7 protein-coding genes are annotated in these 18,298 nt (G+C 64.1%); all 7 read left to right on the top strand.

Annotated features, from left to right (window positions below; translation table 11 throughout):
* The first annotated feature begins 306 nt into the window (after positions 1–306).
* The 7 genes from AC1D1J_RS15590 to AC1D1J_RS15560 all read left to right on the top strand — a co-directional run bounded on the left by AC1D1J_RS15590 (position 307) and on the right by AC1D1J_RS15560 (position 17,496).
* Positions 307–2,046: a ShlB/FhaC/HecB family hemolysin secretion/activation protein gene (locus tag AC1D1J_RS15590; RefSeq protein WP_477688182.1), complete on the top strand. Its 1,740-nt coding sequence runs from the start codon at positions 307–309 to the stop codon at positions 2,044–2,046.
* 32 nt (positions 2,047–2,078) lie between these two features.
* Positions 2,079–11,138, top strand: coding sequence for a YDG domain-containing protein (locus AC1D1J_RS15585; protein WP_477695174.1), 9,060 nt, complete (start codon positions 2,079–2,081; stop codon positions 11,136–11,138).
* Between the two features lie 64 nt (positions 11,139–11,202).
* On the top strand, positions 11,203–12,240 hold the full coding sequence (locus tag AC1D1J_RS15580; protein WP_477695173.1) for an SPFH domain-containing protein: 1,038 nt from the start codon (positions 11,203–11,205) through the stop codon (positions 12,238–12,240).
* Between the two features lie 120 nt (positions 12,241–12,360).
* Positions 12,361–13,878 (top strand): DUF4178 domain-containing protein, encoded by a 1,518-nt coding sequence (locus tag AC1D1J_RS15575; protein WP_477695172.1) that lies wholly within the window; start codon positions 12,361–12,363, stop codon positions 13,876–13,878.
* 48 nt (positions 13,879–13,926) lie between these two features.
* Positions 13,927–14,148 carry a DUF350 domain-containing protein gene (locus tag AC1D1J_RS15570; protein WP_007871890.1) on the top strand — a complete coding sequence of 74 codons (222 nt, stop codon included), beginning with the start codon at positions 13,927–13,929 and terminating at the stop codon, positions 14,146–14,148.
* A 181-nt stretch (positions 14,149–14,329) separates the two neighbouring features.
* Positions 14,330–15,877, top strand: a complete 1,548-nt coding sequence (locus tag AC1D1J_RS15565) for a polyamine aminopropyltransferase (protein WP_477695171.1) — start codon at positions 14,330–14,332, stop codon at positions 15,875–15,877.
* Entirely contained in the window at positions 15,856–17,496 is a 1,641-nt protein-coding gene (locus AC1D1J_RS15560) for an FAD-dependent oxidoreductase (RefSeq protein WP_477695170.1), read from the top strand. The genes AC1D1J_RS15565 and AC1D1J_RS15560 overlap by 22 nt, the downstream gene beginning before the upstream one ends.
* The last annotated feature ends 802 nt before the right edge of the window (positions 17,497–18,298 follow it).

Genomic DNA, 18,298 nt, shown 5'->3' with positions numbered 1-18,298 from the left:
CCATGAGTGCTGTTCCCCCTTCTTTGCCTCTTCTTCTCATCTTGTTGACCAGCGCTCCATCAAGCAGCCGACGACCACTTCTGTCTGCCTGTCGACGGGAATAATTTGTGTAACATTCATTTACAAATGGTCGATGACCATTGAGCGCGCCCCTTTATTTTCCTAAAGAGCTTAAATAATCGTGCAAAAACAAACACTTACAGCGAAAATGGAAGGAGTTCCAGCGAAAAATATTGGACAGCGTAAGGCTAAAGCGCTACAACCAATAAAACATTTTGTTTCATTTGTCCACCGAAAGGTCGCTCCTTGCGCAGTTCAGTCTTTCTGGCATCCAGGCTTTTCGCCTGGGGGGTTCTGGGCGCATGTATCGCCCTGGACGTCCCTGCGCTGGCGCAGGCCCGCGTGGACGTGCGGCCCGATGCCGGAACGCTGCTGGAGCCGCAAGGTTCGTTACCGCTGCTACCCCCGCGTAGCGGCCCACTGCCCGAACTGACACCACCCCGGGTTGCGGAGCCAGCAGCCGGAGCTGCGCGCATCACGCCGGCGGCGTTCAGTTTTTCCGGCAACAGCGTTTTCTCCAGTGAAGCACTTGCGGCTTTGCTGTCGAGCCGGCTCCACCGGCCCACGGATCTGGCCGGCCTCACAGACGCCGCCAATGCCATCAGCGCGCTTTACCGGCAGAACGGCTATCTGCTCACGCAGGCCTACCTGCCCGAGCAGGCGTTTCCCGCGGAAGGCGGGACTGTCGCCATCACCATCATTGAAGCGCGGGTCGGCCGCGTCACTGTGCGTGTCGACGGCGCCGGCATCTCAAAAACATTTGCGGAAGAACTGGTGGGCAGCCAGCTGCGCTCCGGTGACGCCGTTACCGAATACGCACTCGACAAGCCCGTGTTGTTGCTGCGCGACCTGGCGGGATATGACGCCGGCGCTACGGTCGAGCCCGGAGATCGCCTGGGCCTGGCGGATGTCCTGATCACCGTGCAGGGCAAAGGGCCGCGCGCCGACGGCTCGGTCAGCGTAGACAACCATGGCGCGCGCGCCGCTGGTGCCGCGCGTGTCACGTTAAGTGCCAATCTCAACAACCTGCTGGGGCGCGGTGACGTGCTGGCCTTGAGCACCCAGCAAAGCGACCAGGCTGGCTCGACCCTGTACCGCGCCGGCTACACCGTGCCGGTCGGCGCTTACGGCACGCGGGTGGGTGTCAGCGCGGTGCGCCTGGATTACGCGCTGGGCAAGCAATTCGAGCCGCTGGGGGCCAGCGGCCGGGCCGACATTCTCGGCCTCAACCTGTCCCACCCCCTGCTGCGCGGGCGCGCCAACAATTTGTACGGCCTCATCAGTGCAGAGCAAAAAAAGCTCGTTGACGAAACGCGCACACCTGCACTCAAAAGCGAGCGCGACATCGTCGCGCTCAGGCTGGGGCTGGCGGGTAACTTCATCGACGAGCTGGCGGGCGGCAGCAGCCTGAACAACTATGCCGTGAACGCCACCTTCGGCCGCCTCACGTTGAATGCTGCCGATCAGGCGCTTGACGACGGCCTCGGCGGCCTGCGCACAGCGGGCGGTTTCAGCAAGCTGAACCTGGAATTCCAGCGCTCCCAGTTTTTTGATGCCGCTTACAGCTTTCACGTCGCGGCACAGGCTCAGCTTGCGTCGAAAAACCTCAGCTCGGCCGAAAAAATGGTCCTGGGCGGGCCCAACGGCGTGCGCGGCTACCCGGTGGGCGAAGGCGTCGGCGATACAGGTTTCCTGTTGAACCTGGAGTCGCGTTACCAGCTCGCGCCAACGGTTTGGGGTGAGCCTTTGACCCTGCTGGCTTTCTATGACCATGGGCGCATTCGCTTCAACCAGAACGGCCCCACTGTGCCGGGCAATGCCAACACGCTGAACCTCGGTTCCGTCGGTGTGGGCGCCACGCTGGGCCAGCCCGGCAAATTTCTGGTCAAGACCTACCTGGCCTGGCGCACGACGACGGCGCTGCCGTCCACCGGCGACCCGGACCGTGCGCCGCGCGCATGGCTTTCGCTTCAAACCTGGTTCTAGCCCGGCCCCAACCCCTGCTCTGCATACCCATCATGACCGCCCCCACTTCTTCAGCTCGCGCCGCCTACCGCCCCTGGTCCGTGCGCACGGTGGTGGTCCGCCTGTCGCGCAAGCTCTCGGCCACCTATCGCATCCGCAGCGACCGCAGGCTGTCGCGCCTGCTTGCAACACTGCTGGCGGCTGTCTCGCCCTGGGCCACCGCCTTGCCTGAAGGTGCCCAGGTGGTGGCCGGCCAGGCCAGCGTGAGCACGCCGTCGGCCAACGCCATGGTGGTCAACCAGACCAGCGACAAGGCGGTGCTCAACTGGCAAAGCTTCAACATCGGCGTCGGCCAGTCCATGCAATTTGTGCAGCCGGGCGCCTCGTCCGTCGCGCTGAACCGCGTCATCGGTAACGGCGCCTCGTCCATCTTCGGCTCGCTGAGCGCCAACGGCCAGGTCTTCCTGATCAACCCGTCCGGCGTGATGTTCGCCCCGGGGGCGCAGGTCAATGTGGGCGGGCTCGTCGCCTCCAGTCTCGACATCGGCAACGGCGACTTCATGGCGGGCCGCTACACCTTCAGCGGCAACGGCTCCGGCCCGGTGGACAACCACGGCAGTATCAACATTGCGCGCGGCGGTTACGTGCTGCTGGCCGCACCCCAGGTCAGCAATACCGGCGCCATCACCGCAGACGCTGGCTCGGTTGGCCTGCTGGCAGGCTCCCGCGTGTCGGTCGACACTTCGGGCACAGGCCTGGTGCGCTTCTCGGTGGACGCCGCGGCCGCGCAGGCCGCGATCACCAACAGCGGCAGTATCATGGCCACGGGCGGCCAGGTTGCCGTGCTGGCCAGTGCCATGGGCGATGCGTTGGCCACCGTCATCAACCAGTCCGGCGTGATACGTGCCAACTCGGCGGTGGAGCGCAACGGCACGATTTTGCTGAGCGGCGGTGGCACTGGTGTGGTTCATGTGACCGGCGAGCTGAGTGCCGCAGGTGTTGAAAACGGACAGACCGGCGGCACCGTGAAGGTCCTAGGCGACAAGGTGGGACTGGCAGGCACCGCCCTCATCGATGTCTCGGGAGACGCAGGCGGGGGCACGGCGCTGGTCGGCGGCAACTACCAGGGCCGGGGCCCTGAGCAAAATGCGACAGCCACTTTTGTGGGCGAGCAGGTGCGGATTGACGCGAGCGCCCACCGCAGCGGCGACGGCGGCAAGGTGGTGGTGTGGGCCGACGACACCACCCGCTTCGGCGGCCGCATTGCGGCCCATGCCGGCAGCGATGCAGGCAACGGCGGCATGGCCGAGGTTTCGGGCAAGCGTTATCTTGACTACAACGGCTTTACCGACCTGACCGCTGCGAACGGAAGCACCGGCACCCTTTTGCTGGATCCCTCCAATATCACGATCTCTTCAGTCGCCGACTCGGGTGGATTGGGCGCGGGCCCCACATTTGAGAGCGGCACCGGCACGGCCAACCTGAATGTCGGTACCCTGCTCGGCCAACTCGCGGGCGCCAATGTGATCGTTAATACCTCGCCGGGAACAGGCGGTACGGGCAACATCACGGTTTCCAACAACATCGCATATACGGGCGCCACCGCCCGCTCATTGACCCTCAACGCCGACGGCAACATCGCGATCAACGCGGCCATCACTTCGACGGCCGCTTCGCTGTCAACCAACCTGAACGCTGTGGGTACCACCGCCTTCGGCATAAACGGGTCCTTGTCCACTTTCGGTGGTGATGTCGCCATCGCGGGAGCGGCCAAGACGCTTCGCAGTATTACGACGACGGGCGGCATTGGCACTGGCAACCTGACCATCTCAGGAACCGGCGCCGTGTCGCAGACCTCCGGCGCGCTTGTGATCAAAGGAGCCACCTCCGTCACTGCAGGCGCAGCCAACAGCGTCACCCTGAACACGGCCACCAATGATTTCCAGGGCGATCTGTCGGTTGTGTCGGGCAACAATGTTTCGCTGCGCGATGCCAATGCGCTGGTGCTGGGCGCTTCCAACGTCAGCGGAACCTTGACTGTCGTCACCGCCGGCGCCGTGACGCAAAGCGGCGCCCTGAGCGTGACCGGGGCAACTTCGCTCACAGCAGGAGCTGCCAACGACATCACACTGAACAACGCAGCCAATAACTTCGGCGGAGCAGTTTCAACCGTCAGCGGCCGCAACGTCGCTCTGACCGACGCTAACGCGCTGACGCTGGGTGCCTCGACCGTCTCGGGCACGCTGGGCGTCAATACCACTGGCGCCATCGCGCAGAGCGGCGCCCTGATCGTCGCCGGCGCCACCACGCTTGCGGCGGGCGCTGCCAACAACATCACGTTGACCACGACAACCAACAACTTCACGGGTGCCGTGTCGGTCGCTTCTGGCAACAACGTCTCGCTGCGTGACGCGAATGCCCTTGACCTTGGCGCTTCAACGGTCAGCGGCACCCTTGCGGTGACCACCAACGGCGCCTTGACCCAGAGCGGCGCACTTGCCGTGGGCGGCGCCACCACCCTTGTGGCTGGCGCGGCCAACAGCATCACGCTGAACAACGCCGGCAACGACTTCACCGGTGCTGTGGCCGTGACCTCGGGGCTGAATGTCAGTCTGGCCGACGTCAACGCCCTGGTGCTGGGCGCATCGACGGTGTCCGGCACGCTTGGCATCAGCACCGCCGGTGACATCACGCAGACCGGCACATTGGCCGTGACAGGCGCCACCACGCTGGCTGCGGGCGCGGCCAACAACATCGCGCTGACCACGACCACCAACAACTTCACGGGTGCCGTGTCGGTCGCTTCTGGCAACAACGTCTCGCTGCGCGACACCAATGCACTGGCGCTTGGCGCTTCCAATGTCAGCGGAACCCTGACTGTCGTCACCGCCGGCGCCGTGACGCAAAGCGGTGCACTGAGCGTGACCGGGGCAACTTCGCTCGCAGCAGGAGCCACCAACGACATCACGCTGAACAACGCAACCAACAACTTCGGCGGAGCAGTTTCAACCGTCAGCGGCCGCAACGTCGCGCTGACAGACGGCGATGCGATCAGCCTGGGTGCTTCGGCGGTGTCCGGTACGCTGAATATCAACGCGGGCGGCGCGATCACCCAGACCGGCGCAGTGACGGTGATCGGTGCCACGACGCTGGCTGCGGGCGCGGCCAATGACATCACACTGACCACGGCGACCAACAACTTTGCCAACGTGGCCGTGACCAGCGGAAACAATGTCTCGCTCAGCGACAGCAACGGAATCGCCTTGGGCACATCGACGGTAGCCTCCAGTCTTACCGTGAAAGCCGGGGGCGCTGTCACCCAGACGGGCGCACTGGTTGCACCCGCGCTGAACGTGTCGACTTACAGCACGGCTGGCTCGGCCATCACTTTGACCAACGCCGGCAACGATGCCGCCACCGTCAATCTGCAAGTTGCAACTGGCACGATCGCAGCGCCTGGGACGGCGAACGCGAACGCCGCGATCCTTTACACCGACACCAATGCTGTTTCGATAGCCGGCATCAACAGCGGCACGGGCGGTACAGCAGGCGCGGTGACGCTGTTGGCCGGCGACGCCATCACACAGACCGGCGCCATCAAGGCCAGTACGCTGACTGCAAGCACGGCCAATGCCGCCGGTGCCACTATCACGTTGACCCATGCCGGCAATGACGTGACCACTGTCAACCTGCAATCGCGTACCGGTACAGTGGCGGCCGTTGGTGCGGCCAACGCGGGCGCGGCCATCCAGTACACAGATGCCAATGGATTCGGCACTTCGGGCATCAACAACACCGGCACAGGCGCAGGCGGCGACGTCACGCTGGTGGCTGGCGGCGCCATCACGCAGACCGGCGCAATCAAGGCGGGCGTGCTGTCCGCCAAAACGCTGAACAACACACCGGCAGCCATCACGCTGACCAACACCGGAAATGATGCGGCCAGCATCGTCTTGCAAACGCGAAATGCGGCAGATACCGACCGCACCGCCGCGGCCATCGCCTACACCGATGCCAATGCAGTGGTGATCGGCGGCATCAACGCGGGCAGTGGCAGTGCGGCAACAGGCAGCCTCGCGCTTATGGCCACCGGCGCCGTCACGCAGACCGGCGCCATCATCGCAAGCGGCAACACCACCTTCGCTGCGGGCGCGGCCAACAATATCACGCTGGACAACGCGGGTAACGACTTCACCGGCACCGTCTCCGTGACCTCAGGGCTGAACGTCGCGCTGACCGACGCTAACGCGCTGACGCTGGGCGCCTCGACGGTTTCCGGCACGCTGAACCTGAACAGTTCCGGCGCCATCACGCAGACCGGCACACTCGCGGTTACGGGCGCTGCCACGCTGGCCGCGGGTGCGGCCAACAACATCACGCTGGTCACCACGACCAACGACTTCGCGGGCACCGTGTCTATCGTTTCCGGTAACAACGTTTCGTTGCGCGACACCAATAGCCTGGCATTGGGCGGCTCGACGGTGGGCGGTAACCTTGTCGTTACCACGAACGGCGCCTTGACTCAAAACGGCGCGCTTGGCGTGGGCGGCGCCACCACCCTCACGGCCGGCGCGCTCAACAGCATCACGCTGAACAATGCGGGCAATGATTTCACCGGTGCTGTGGCCGTGACCTCGGGGCTGAACGTCAGTCTGGCCGACGCCAACGCACTGGTGCTGGGCGCATCGACGGTGTCCGGCACGCTGGGTGTCAGCACTTCCGGCGCCATCACGCAAACCGGCACATTGGCCGTGACAGGCGCCACCACACTTGCTGCGGGCGTGGCCAACGACATCACGCTGAACACGGCAACCAACAACTTCACAGGCGCGGTTTCGGTCGTCTCCGGCAACAACGTCTCGCTGCGGGACACCAATGCCCTGGCATTGGGCAGCTCGACGGTGGGCGGAACCCTGGTCGTCACCACAAATGGCGCATTGACCCAAAGCGGTGCCGTCACCGTGGCCGGTGCGACCACCCTCGCAGCAGGCGCGGCCAACAGCATCACCCTGAACAACACGGGCAACGACTTTACCGGCGCGGTGTCGGTGACCTCTGGGCTGAACGTCGCCCTGGTAGACGCTAACGCGCTGGCGCTGGGCGCCTCCACCGTTTCGGGCACGCTGGGCATCAACACTTCCGGTACGATCACCCAGACAGGCGCAGTGACGGTGACCGGTGCCATGACGCTGGCAGCAGGGGCGGCCAACGACATCACGCTGACCACCGCAACCAACAATTTCGCCACCGTTGCTGTGGCCAGCGGCAACAACGTTGCGCTCAGCGACGCCAGCGGCATTGTGCTGGGGGCATCGACGGTAGCCTCCAGTCTTACCGTGAAAGCCGGGGGCGCTGTCACCCAGACTGGCGCGTTGGTGGTTCCTTCTCTGAATGTGGCGACTTATAGCGCAGCGGGCTCAGCCATCACCTTGACCAACGCCGGCAACGATGCCGCCACCGTCAATCTGCAAGTTGCAACTGGCACGGTCGCAGCGCCTGGGACGGCGAACGCGAACGCCGCGATCCTCTACACCGACACCAATGCTGTTTCGGTAGCCGGCATCAACAGCGGCACGGGCGGCACAGCAGGCGCGGTGACGCTGGTGGCGGGTGACGCCATCACGCAGACCGGCGCCATCATGGCCAGTACCTTGACCGCAACGACCCGCAACAATGCCGGCGCGGCCATCACGCTCAACCACACCGCCAACAACGCCGCCACCCTCAACCTGCAGGTACGGGATGCCGCCGGTAGCGCCAATAGTGCCGCAGCCATCCAGTACACGGACGTCAATGGCGTGAGCATTTCCGGCATCAACAACGGCGCCGGCGCTGGGGGGAACGTCACGCTCGTGGCCGGAGGCGCCATCGCGCAAACCGGTGCGATCAAGGCGGACGTGCTGTCGGCCAAGACACTCAACAACACGCCAGCGGCCATTACCCTGACCAACGCAGGAAATGATGCAGCCAGCATCGTTTTGCAAACCCGTAATGCGGCGGACGCGGATCGCACCGCCGCGGCCATCGCCTACACCGATGCCAATGCAGTGGTGATCGGCGGCATCAACGCGGGCAGTGGCAGCGCCGCAACCGGAAGCTTCACGCTGGTGGCTGGTGGCGCTGTCACGCAGACCGGTGCCGTCATCGCAGGCGGCACCACCAGCATCACGGCCGGCGCAGCCAACACCGTGACGCTGGACAACCCGGCCAACGACTTCTCCGGTGCCTTGAGCGTTGTTTCGGGCAACGACGTCAGCATCAAGGACGTCAACGCGCTGCAACTGGGTGCGGTCACCGCGGCCACCAGCCTGACCCTGGCAGCCGGCGGTGCCATCACCCAGACGGGCGCGATCACCACACCCACATTGATCGCCAAGACGCTGTCCGCGGGTACGGCGAACATCACGCTCAGCAATGCCGCCAACCAGGTGAACACGGTCGATTTGCGCGCTCGTAACCTCACCGATACCGCGAACGCGAATGGTGCGATCTCCTACCGGGACGCCACCGGCTTTGATGTTGCAGCGATCAACACCACGGGCGCGCTGAGCCTGCAGTCCAACGGCAACATCACGCAATCGGGAGCTATAGCGGCTGCTTCACTGACGGTGGCCGGTACGGGCGCTGGTTCGCTGAACCTAGGCACCCAGGCCAACAGCATCGTCACCCTCAACGCCATCACGGCGGCGGGCGGCTTCACGCTCAATAACGGCAACAACGCCGTGACGGTGGCAGGCGCCCTCAACACCACCAATAGCGCTGTCTCCATCGACACCGGCACGGGCGCCTACACCCAGAACAACTTCGATGTGACGGCCGGCAGCGGCCCCATCAGCATCACGGCAGATACCGTCAACATCACCGCGAATACCGGTAACAACGCCTTGACCACCAGCGGCGTGCTGACACTCAAAGCCAAAACTGCGAGTCGCACCATGTCGCTGGCAGGCGCGGCCGGGTTTGACCTCACCGCTGCAGAGCTCACCGCCATTGCTACCGGTGCCACCGGCCCCATCGTCATCGGCGATGCCGCCAGCACCGGTGCCATGACCATTGGCGGCCCGGTCAACCTGGCCTTAAAGACGCTTACGCTCAATGCCGGTTCCATCAACGATGTGGGCGTGCAAACCATCACCGCGCAGAACGTCACCCTCAACGCCAACGGTCAGATCGGCGCCAACGCCAGCAATGGCATCGATGTGGCGGCCACCAATCTGAGCGTCAACACCACCGGCAATGCCAACGCTTTCGTGCGAAGCACTGGTGCCATCAACCTGGGTGTTGGCGGCTTGGGATCGAACGTCGGCACCGGCACGCTTAGCCTGACTGCGACTGGTGCGGTCAGCCAGACCGCAGCCATCACGGCGTCAGGGCTTGCGTTGACGGGCGTGGGGGGTGCCTACACGCTGGGCCATTCGGGCAATGTCGTCACCACGCTCGCCGCCAGCACCGGCAGCGTGGACTACAGGCAGGCCGGTGCACTGATTGTGGGCACGGTCGGTGCGACAGCAGGCGTAACGGCCACCGGCGCGGTCAAAATTGAAACCACCGGCGCGGCGTCAAATCTCACGTTGAACAATGCCGTGAATTCTTCCGCCACCGGCGATGCCGTGGTCCTCAAGGCCGGCAGCGCCAATGCGGCCGGCGTCAGCACCGGCGGCCAGCTCATCAACAATGTGGGCGCGGGCGGCATCGTGGCCGCATCCGGCCGCTACCTCGTCTACAGCGGTGACCCCGGCACCACGCTCGAGGGCGTTGCCGGTTACAGCAAGCGCTACAACAGCGACGCCAGCTATGTACCGGCCGGCAGCGCAAATACTTTCCTCTACCGCGTTGCGCCGACCCTGACGGTTACGGCCGACAACAAGACCAAGGTGTATGGCGACACCAACCCGCTGCTGACCGGGGTGGTAAGCGGGCTGATCGACGGTGACACGATCGCCGGCCTGGGCGTGAACTACACCACCACAGCCGTTGACCGGACAGCCGTGGCGGCCGGACCGGTGGCTATCACTGCCGGCGTAGGGACCAACAGCGAAAACTACACCCTGGCCTTGACCAATGGCGCGCTGACCATCACGCCGCGCGCGTTGACGGTCAGTGCCACCGGCCAGAACCGTGTCTATGACGGCGGCGTTGCAGCTACCGTCACGCTCACCGACAACCGTCTCAGCGGCGATGTGCTGACCACCACGAATACCGCAGCGAGCTTTATCGACAAGAACGTCGGCACCGGCAAGACAGTGAACGTCAGCGGCATTGCCCTCACCGGCGCCGATGCGGGCAACTACAGCGCCAACACCACGGCCGCCACCACCGCCAACATCACGCAACGCGCCTTGACGGTGGGTGCCACGGCTCAAAACAAGGTGTACGACGGCGGCACTGCCGCAACCGTGACACTGGCCGACAACAGGGTCGCCGGCGATGTACTCGCGGCCAGCAACACCTCGGCCAGCTTTGTCGACAAGAACGCCGGCGTGGGCAAAACCGTCAACGTCGGCGGCATTGCCATCACCGGTGCCGATGCGGTCAACTACAGCGTCAACAGCACGGCCGCCACCACGGCCAATATCACGCCGGCTTCGATTGCGAATGTCAGCGGCATCACCGCCGCGAACAAGGTGCAGGACGGCACCACATCAGCCACGCTGGCAACGGGCGGTGCGGCGTTTACCGGCCGGATAGGCGCGGACGTTCTCACCGTGGGGGCGGCTACCGGCAACTTTGATTCGCCTGCCGTCGGCAACGGCAAGCCCGTCAGCATTACCGGCATCACCCTGTCAGGTGCCGACGCCGGCAATTACACCTTGCAGAATGCGACGGCCGCCACGACGGCCAATATCACGCCGGCCCCGGCCAATACCGCGGAGCGTACCGGTGACGCGCGCATTGTGAACGGTACGGCACTGCCAGTCCTGGCAGGCGACGAGCGCCGTCAGCAGTCCCTGCGCGCCGCCGGCATCAAGGATGCCGAAGGCGGCGTTGCGGCCGATGTGCCGACTTTCCGCCTGGCAGGGTTCCCTGATCCGCGCAGTGCCGGGTTGGTCCCGCAGGACTGCGCGGAGCAGGGCCGCGGCCTGAACTGCACTGGAGGCGGTCAGGGCCAGTAAATAACGTAAAAACGTCGTTGTCGGCGGGTATCATGTGGCCGACAACCACTCAAGGGAGCGCGCCATGGCCTTAATGGACTTCATCAAGAAACAGTTCATCGACATCATCCAGTGGACCGAGGACGACGACGGCACACTGGCCTGGCGTTTTCCGATGGCCGACATGGAGATCCAGTACGGCGCCTCGCTCACTGTGCGCGAATCGCAAATGGCGGTCTTCGTCAACGAGGGCAAAATTGCCGACGTGTTCGGTCCCGGCATGTACAAGCTGACGACGCAGACCGTTCCGGTGCTGACCTACCTCAAGAACTGGGACAAGCTGTTTGAGTCCCCTTTCAAGAGCGACGTCTACTTCTTCAGCACCCGCCAGCAGATCGACCAGAAGTGGGGCACGCCCCAGCCCATCACCATTCGCGACAAGGACTTCGGTGCCGTGCGGCTGCGCGCCTTCGGCAACTACAACTTCCGTGTTGCCGACCCCAAGCTTTTCCACACCGAAATTTCAGGCACACGCGATCGCTACACCACGGCCGACCTTGACGGACAGCTGCGCGGCCTGGTGCTGCAGAACATTTCCGCCGCCATTGCAGCCAGCGACATTGCCTTCCTCGACCTGGCTGCGAACCAGCTCGTGTTTGCGCAGGCGCTGGCGGCGCAACTCGTGCCCGAATTTGCCAAGATCGGCCTGAAGCTTGAGGGCATGACGGTGCAGAACCTTTCGCTGCCCGAAGAGCTGCAGAAAATCCTCGACCAGAAAATCGGCATGGGCATGGTCGGCAACGACATGGGCAAGTTCATGCAGTACCAGACGGCGCAGGCCATCCCGAAGTTCGCCGAAGGCGGCGGGGGCGGCAGCGGTATTGCCGGTGACGCCATGGGCCTGGGTGCCGGTGTGGCGCTGGGCCAGGTGCTGGCGCAAAACCTGCAGCAGGGCCTGCAGGGCGGCGCAGCCCAGGCGGCTTCGGCTGCCGCCGCCGCGGCGGTCAAGCCAGACGATGTCATGGCAACGCTCGAGAAGCTGGGGGAACTCAAGGCCAAGGGAATCCTCACGCAGGAAGAGTTCGACGCCAAGAAGGCCGAGCTGCTAAAAAAACTGGTCTGAGAATGTGGCCCCCACGCTTTCCCACTTCGTGTGGGTCGCTGCCCCCCGAGGGGGCCGTCGCTTGCTCGGGGCGGCCCTTCGCTGCGCGGGTCCTCTGACTGGCGCTGACCTGCTGCCGCTGTGACTGAAATCAACTCGCAACGCGCCTACCGCGCGCCGTGTCCCGGCTGCGGTGCGCCTGTTGAATTCCGCAGCGCGCAATCCACCCATGCGGTGTGCGGCTATTGTCAGAGCACTGTCGTGCGCGACGGCGACACGCTGTCGCGCATCGGCAAGATGGCCGAGCTGTTCAACGATTTCAGCCCCCTGCAGCTGCAGGCCTCCGGGGTCTGGCAGGGCCGCAACTTCACGCTGGTGGGCCGGCTGCAATACAAGTACGCCCAGGGAACCTGGACCGAGTGGTATGCCATCCTGGACGACGGCAGCGCGGCCTTTCTGAGCGAGGACAACGGCGCGTATGTGTTCAGCCGGCCCACCAGCCTGCAGCGCGCCGTACCGCCCGCAGAAAACTTTCGCATCGGCGCCACCACGGCGATCAATGCCAAGCCCTTCAGTGTGGCCTCCAACGAGAGCGTTGTGCTGCTGTCAGCCCAGGGCGAGTTGCCGCGCTTGCCGGCGCTGGGCATGCCTTTTGCCGTGGTTGAATTGCGCAGCACGGATGGTGATGTACTCAGTGTTGACTACGGCACGGCATCCGGTAGCGGCGCACCGGTGCTGTCGCTGGGCCGCTCGGTGTTGCTTGACGAACTGAAGCTGGCTGGCCTGAAGGACGAGTCTGCCAAGGAAGAAAGCGGCAGGCAGTTCAGCTGCCCCAACTGCGGAGCGACGGTGGCGGTCACACTGGCTGCCAGCAAAAGCGTCACCTGCAGTTCCTGCAACAGCCTCATCGACCTGACCCAGGGCACAGGCGCCGCGCTTCAGCATGCGATCCAGGATGAACCGGTCGCCCCGCTGATCGCACTGGGAAGCACGGGCCAGTTGCTGGGCACGCAATGGCAGGTCGTCGGGTTCCAGCACCGCATGGGGTACGAGCCCGACGACCCGGACGAGCATTTCGGCTGGGATGAATACCTGCTCTACAACCGCAAGCGCGGCTTTACCTTTCTGGTGGACGCCACCGACGGCTGGAGCCTGGTCAAGCCCCTGACCGGCGCGCCCACCTTCAAGACGGGTGGCGACAGCGCCACCTACCTCAAGACCACCTACCGCCTGCAAAGCAGCTACCGCGCCGAGACCACGTATGCCGCCGGCGAGTTCTACTGGCAGGTGCAGCGCGGGCAAAAAACCTTTAACCGCGATTTCGCCAGCGGCAGCGCATTGCTGTCCCAGGAAGAGGCGCCGAACGAAGTCACCTGGTCCAGCGGCAGCAAGCAGGACGGCGAACTGATCGCCAGGGCTTTCAAGCTTGAAGGCAAAAAAGACCTCTTCAAGCGCGCGGACGCCAAACCCCTGAGCAGCGCGTCGGGCATGGGTTGCGGCACCATCGTTGTGGTGGTGCTGGTGATACTGGTGGTTCTGTTGCTGGTCACACGCTGCTCACGCTGCGACCCGAATGTCGAGAACTGTTCTTCGTCCAGCAGCTCGCGCAGTTCAGGCGGCTCATTCGGTGGATTTTCCGGCGGAGGCGGCCATAAATGACGCCGGCCCCTTCCTATTCAACCTGGCAGATTTTTTCTGGAGAACATCATGGGACTTGAATGGCTTAAACCCGCCGCATTCCTCGGCTCGATTTTGTTCGCGCTGATCGGCGTGATCATCTTCTGGCTGAGCTTTGTCATCATTGACAAAATGACACCGTACGACCTGTGGTTGGAGATTGTCGAGAAGCAGAACGTGGCGCTGGCGCTGGTGGTTGCCGCCATGGCATTAGGCATCTGCGTAATAGTAGCCGCCGCCATCCACGGGTAGTTCCCGGCTACTGCGCGAACTGGGGGCGGCGTTGGCCGGTGCTCGGAATCCTCATGTACCCGCAGGTACATTCCGGTTCCTGTGCGCCGTCCGCCTTGCCCGCAGCTCGCTCGCTACGCCCCTGACGCCGTCGTGATACCGGCTCGCTTCGCATCGCATTCACGCATACCGGCCTTTCATTTTGAACACTGAATCCTCCCCGCCCACCACACCGCGCCCTCTTGAGGTCGCGCTGCTGGCCAGCGTCTTTGTGGTGGCGGCGTGCGGGCTGGTGTATGAACTGGCCGCGGGTGCCCTGGCGTCTTATCTGCTGGGCGACTCAGTGCTGCAGTTCTCCACCATCATCGGAAGCTACCTGTTCGCCATGGGCATTGGGTCTTGGCTGTCGCGGTTTTTCGAGCGGCAGCTGCCGGCCCATTTTTTGCGCATTGAATTGATGGTGGCGCTGGTGGGCGGTGCGCTGCCGGCCACGCTATTTCTGGCAAATGCCTATGTGCCTGGCGCTTTCCGTTTCCTGCTGTACGCCATGGTGCTGCTGGTCGGCACGCTGGTGGGGCTGGAGATTCCGCTGGTCATGCGCATCCTGCGGCGTAATGTGGCGCTCAAGGAGCTGGTGTCGCAGGTGCTCACCTTCGACTATCTGGGCGCGCTGGCTGTGTCGCTGGCGTTTCCGCTGGTGCTGGTGCCGCATCTGGGCCTGATCCGCACCGGGCTGTTGTTCGGCCTCATGAACGCGGCTGTCGCGGTGTGGGCGCTGTGGCTGTTCCGCCATGAGCTGCGGCACGTCAAGTCGCATGCCCTGGCTTGCCTGGGTGTCTTGTGCGCACTGGGCGCCGGCTTTGTGGGCGCGAACCAGATCACCACGCTGGCCGAAGACCATTTCTACCAGGACCGTGTAATTTTCACCGCCACCACACCTTACCAGCGCATCGTGGTGACGAACGGCCGCGGGGGCCACCGCCTGTTCCTCAACGGCAACCTGCAGTTCGCCGAGCGCGACGAATACCGCTATCACGAAGCACTGGTGCACCCCGTGATGAGCGCGCACGGTGCGCCGAAAACGGTTGCAGTGCTGGGCGGCGGCGACGGCATGGCGGTGCGCGAAGTCCTTAAATACCCCAGTGTGGAAAGCGTCACGCTGGTAGAGCTGGACCCGGCCATGACGCAGCTCTTCAGCCAGCAGCCCGCCTTGAAGCGCCTGAACGGCGACGCGCTGCTGTCACCCAAGGTGCGCGTCGTGAATGCCGACGCCTTCCAGTGGCTGGACAAAAACGCCGGCATGTTCGACATCATCATTGTGGACTTCCCCGACCCGACCAATTTTTCCATCGGCAAGCTCTACACCAACTCGTTTTATGCGCTGCTCGACCAGCACCTTTCGGCCAGCGGGTATGCCGTCATCCAGACCACGTCTCCCCTGGTGGCGCGGCGCAGCTACTGGACGGTGGTGAGCACGCTGGAGTCCGTCGGGCTCAAGGCCGCCCCCTACCACGCCAATGTGCCCAGTTTTGGCGAATGGGGTTTTGTGGTCGCCAGCCGGCGGCCTTTCAGCCCCACGACGCAAATGGGCACCCTGCCTGCCGGCCTGCGTTTTCTGGACCCGCAGACCCTGCCCTTGCTGTTTGATTTCCCTGTGGACATGGCACGCGTGCCGGCGCCCGTGAACCGGCTCTCCAGCCAGGAACTGGTGCACAGCTACGAGCAGGAATGGGGCAAGGTGCTGCATTGAAGCGCCGGGATTTCCTGGCCGCCTCTGCGCTACCGCTGTTGGGCTGCAAGGAGGCCACGTACGTTGAAGGCGGTTTTGTGGGTGCGAACCATGAGCGCGGCCATCTGCTTCGGCCTGACGAGACCGGCAGGGCCCGTGCCTGGCCGACCCCGTCCGTCACCCGGCGCACCCGCGTACTGATTGCCGGCGGCGGTGTTGCCGGCCTGGCGGCGGCGCGTGCGCTGCGCCTGCGCGGCATGCAGGACTTCGCGCTGCTGGAGCTGGAAGACCAGGCCGGCGGCAACAGCCGCGCAGGCTTGGTCAGTGGCGTGCCCTGCCCGCTGGGCGCGCACTACCTGCCGGTACCCGGGGATGCGGCGCGTGACGTCCAGGATTTGCTCGAGGAGCTTTCACTGCGCCGGCGCGTGGCCGGCCGCTGGGTGTATGACGAACGCCACCTGTGCCACAGCCCGCAAGAGCGGTTGTTCATCAACGGCCAGTGGCAGGAAGGGCTGCTGCCGCTGCAGGATGTGGATGCTGGCGTGTTGGCTGAATACCGGCGTTTTGCGGCGCTGGTGCAGCAGGCCTCGTCTGCGGCCGCATTCCAGATTCCTGTTGCCGGAGTGCCCCTGGCACCACAACACCGCGCGCTGGATGCCGTGACGTTCAGGGCATGGCTGGACCAGCAGCAACTCACCAACACGCCGCTGCGCTGGTACCTCGACTATTGTTGCCGCGACGATTACGGCGCGGGCCTGGACACGGTATCGGCCTGGGCCGGCATTCATTACTTCGCCAGCCGGCATGGCTTTCAGGCGCCCGGTGACGCCGCTTCTGCGGAGCGCGAAGCGGGTGTGCTCACCTGGCCCGAGGGCAACGGCTGGCTCACCCGCCAATTGGCCGCGCCACTCGGTGAACGCCTGTACGCCGGCCGGACCGTGGTTCGCGTGGCCGCGGGCCGGCATGGCGTGGAGGTCGATGCGTTCAATGCTGCCACCCAGACCGTCGAGCGCTGGCAGGCTGAGCAATGCATCCTGGCCATGCCGCTGTTTGTGGCGGCGCGCGTGGTGGAAAGTCCACCGCCTGCATTGCGCGAAGCCGCCGGCCAGCTGCGTTACGCCCCCTGGCTGGTGGCCAACCTGCACATCAAGGCCGCGCTGCACGACCGGCCCGGCGCCGCACCCAGCTGGGACAACGTGATCTACGGCGGGGACGCATCAGACAGCGCCGCGCAGGCAGGCCTGGGTTACGTCGATGCCATGCATCAGAGCCTGCAGGCCGTGCCCGGCGCCACGGTGCTCACGTACTACCGCGCCTTCGGCATTGAACCGGCGGGGCGCAAAACCTTGTACGAGAAACCCTGGACGCACTGGCGTGACAGCGTGCTGGCCGAGCTGTCGGTGCCGCACCCTGATCTGCCCGGCAAGGTCACGCGCATGGACATCATGCGCTATGGCCATGCGATGAGCACGCCGGTGCCGGGTGTGCGCAGCAGTGCGGCTTTGCGGGCGCTGCAAGGGCGTTTGCAGGCGCCTTGGCAGCGGCTGCATTTTGCGCACAGTGATTTATCGGGGTATTCGGTGTTTGAGGAGGCTTTTACGCAGGGGCATCGGAGGGGGATGGGGTTGGGTTTGGTTTGAGTTTTGTTTTGGCTGGGGTTGTTCCGGCTGTGTGCTTTTTGCTGAGTGTTGCTGGCCGGGGGTTGCCCGGCATGCAACTCACTTTCTTTTGCTTCGCCAAAAGAAAGTAAGCAAAGAAAAGGCGACCCTGGTTCCTGCGTCCCTTCGCTACGCTACGGGCAACCTGCGGTGCTCGGGCCAGCCGGGGTCAAAAACAACTCGCCTTCGGCTCAAACAAGTTTTTGCCCTGATCCGTCTGGCCCTGCGCTCCTCGGCGCATCCACAAGGGCCAATCGGGAGCGGGGACAAAAATACAAAACCAACACAAATACCAACAAGGACTCGCCACGGCGAGTCCTTGTTTCTTCCGGTATTCAGTATTGGTATTCGGCTGTTTGGTATTCCTGTCCCCACCCCCTTCTGTCTGCGCCGAGGAGCACAGGTTCAGGCGGATCAGGGATCGCGATTGTCTGAGCCGAAGGCGAGTTCGAGCGAGACCCCGCCTGAACCGAGCACCGCAGGTTGCCCGGAGCGAAGCGCAGGGACGCAGACAGCAGGGTCGCCTTTTCTTTGGTGACTTTCTTTTGGCGACGCAAAAGAAAGTTACTTGCCGCCGGGCAACCCCCGGCCAGCAGTCCCAAGAAGCGCGCGCTCCAATGAAATCGAACACAACCTCAAAAAAGGTCGCTATTAATTCAATAGCTGCTTGCGCCCGTCTCTATTGGCCCCAAGCCATTTCTGATGTCTAAACGAAGGCTCGAAAGACCTCCCGAACGCGCCGGGAGAAGGTTTTTTGCACCCCAAATTGAAATCGGGCCCGTTT

Source organism: Polaromonas sp. P1_F8, from assembly GCF_056405635.1.
Note: the sequence above shows the minus strand (reverse complement) of the source record. Positions and strands in the feature narration are given on the sequence as shown.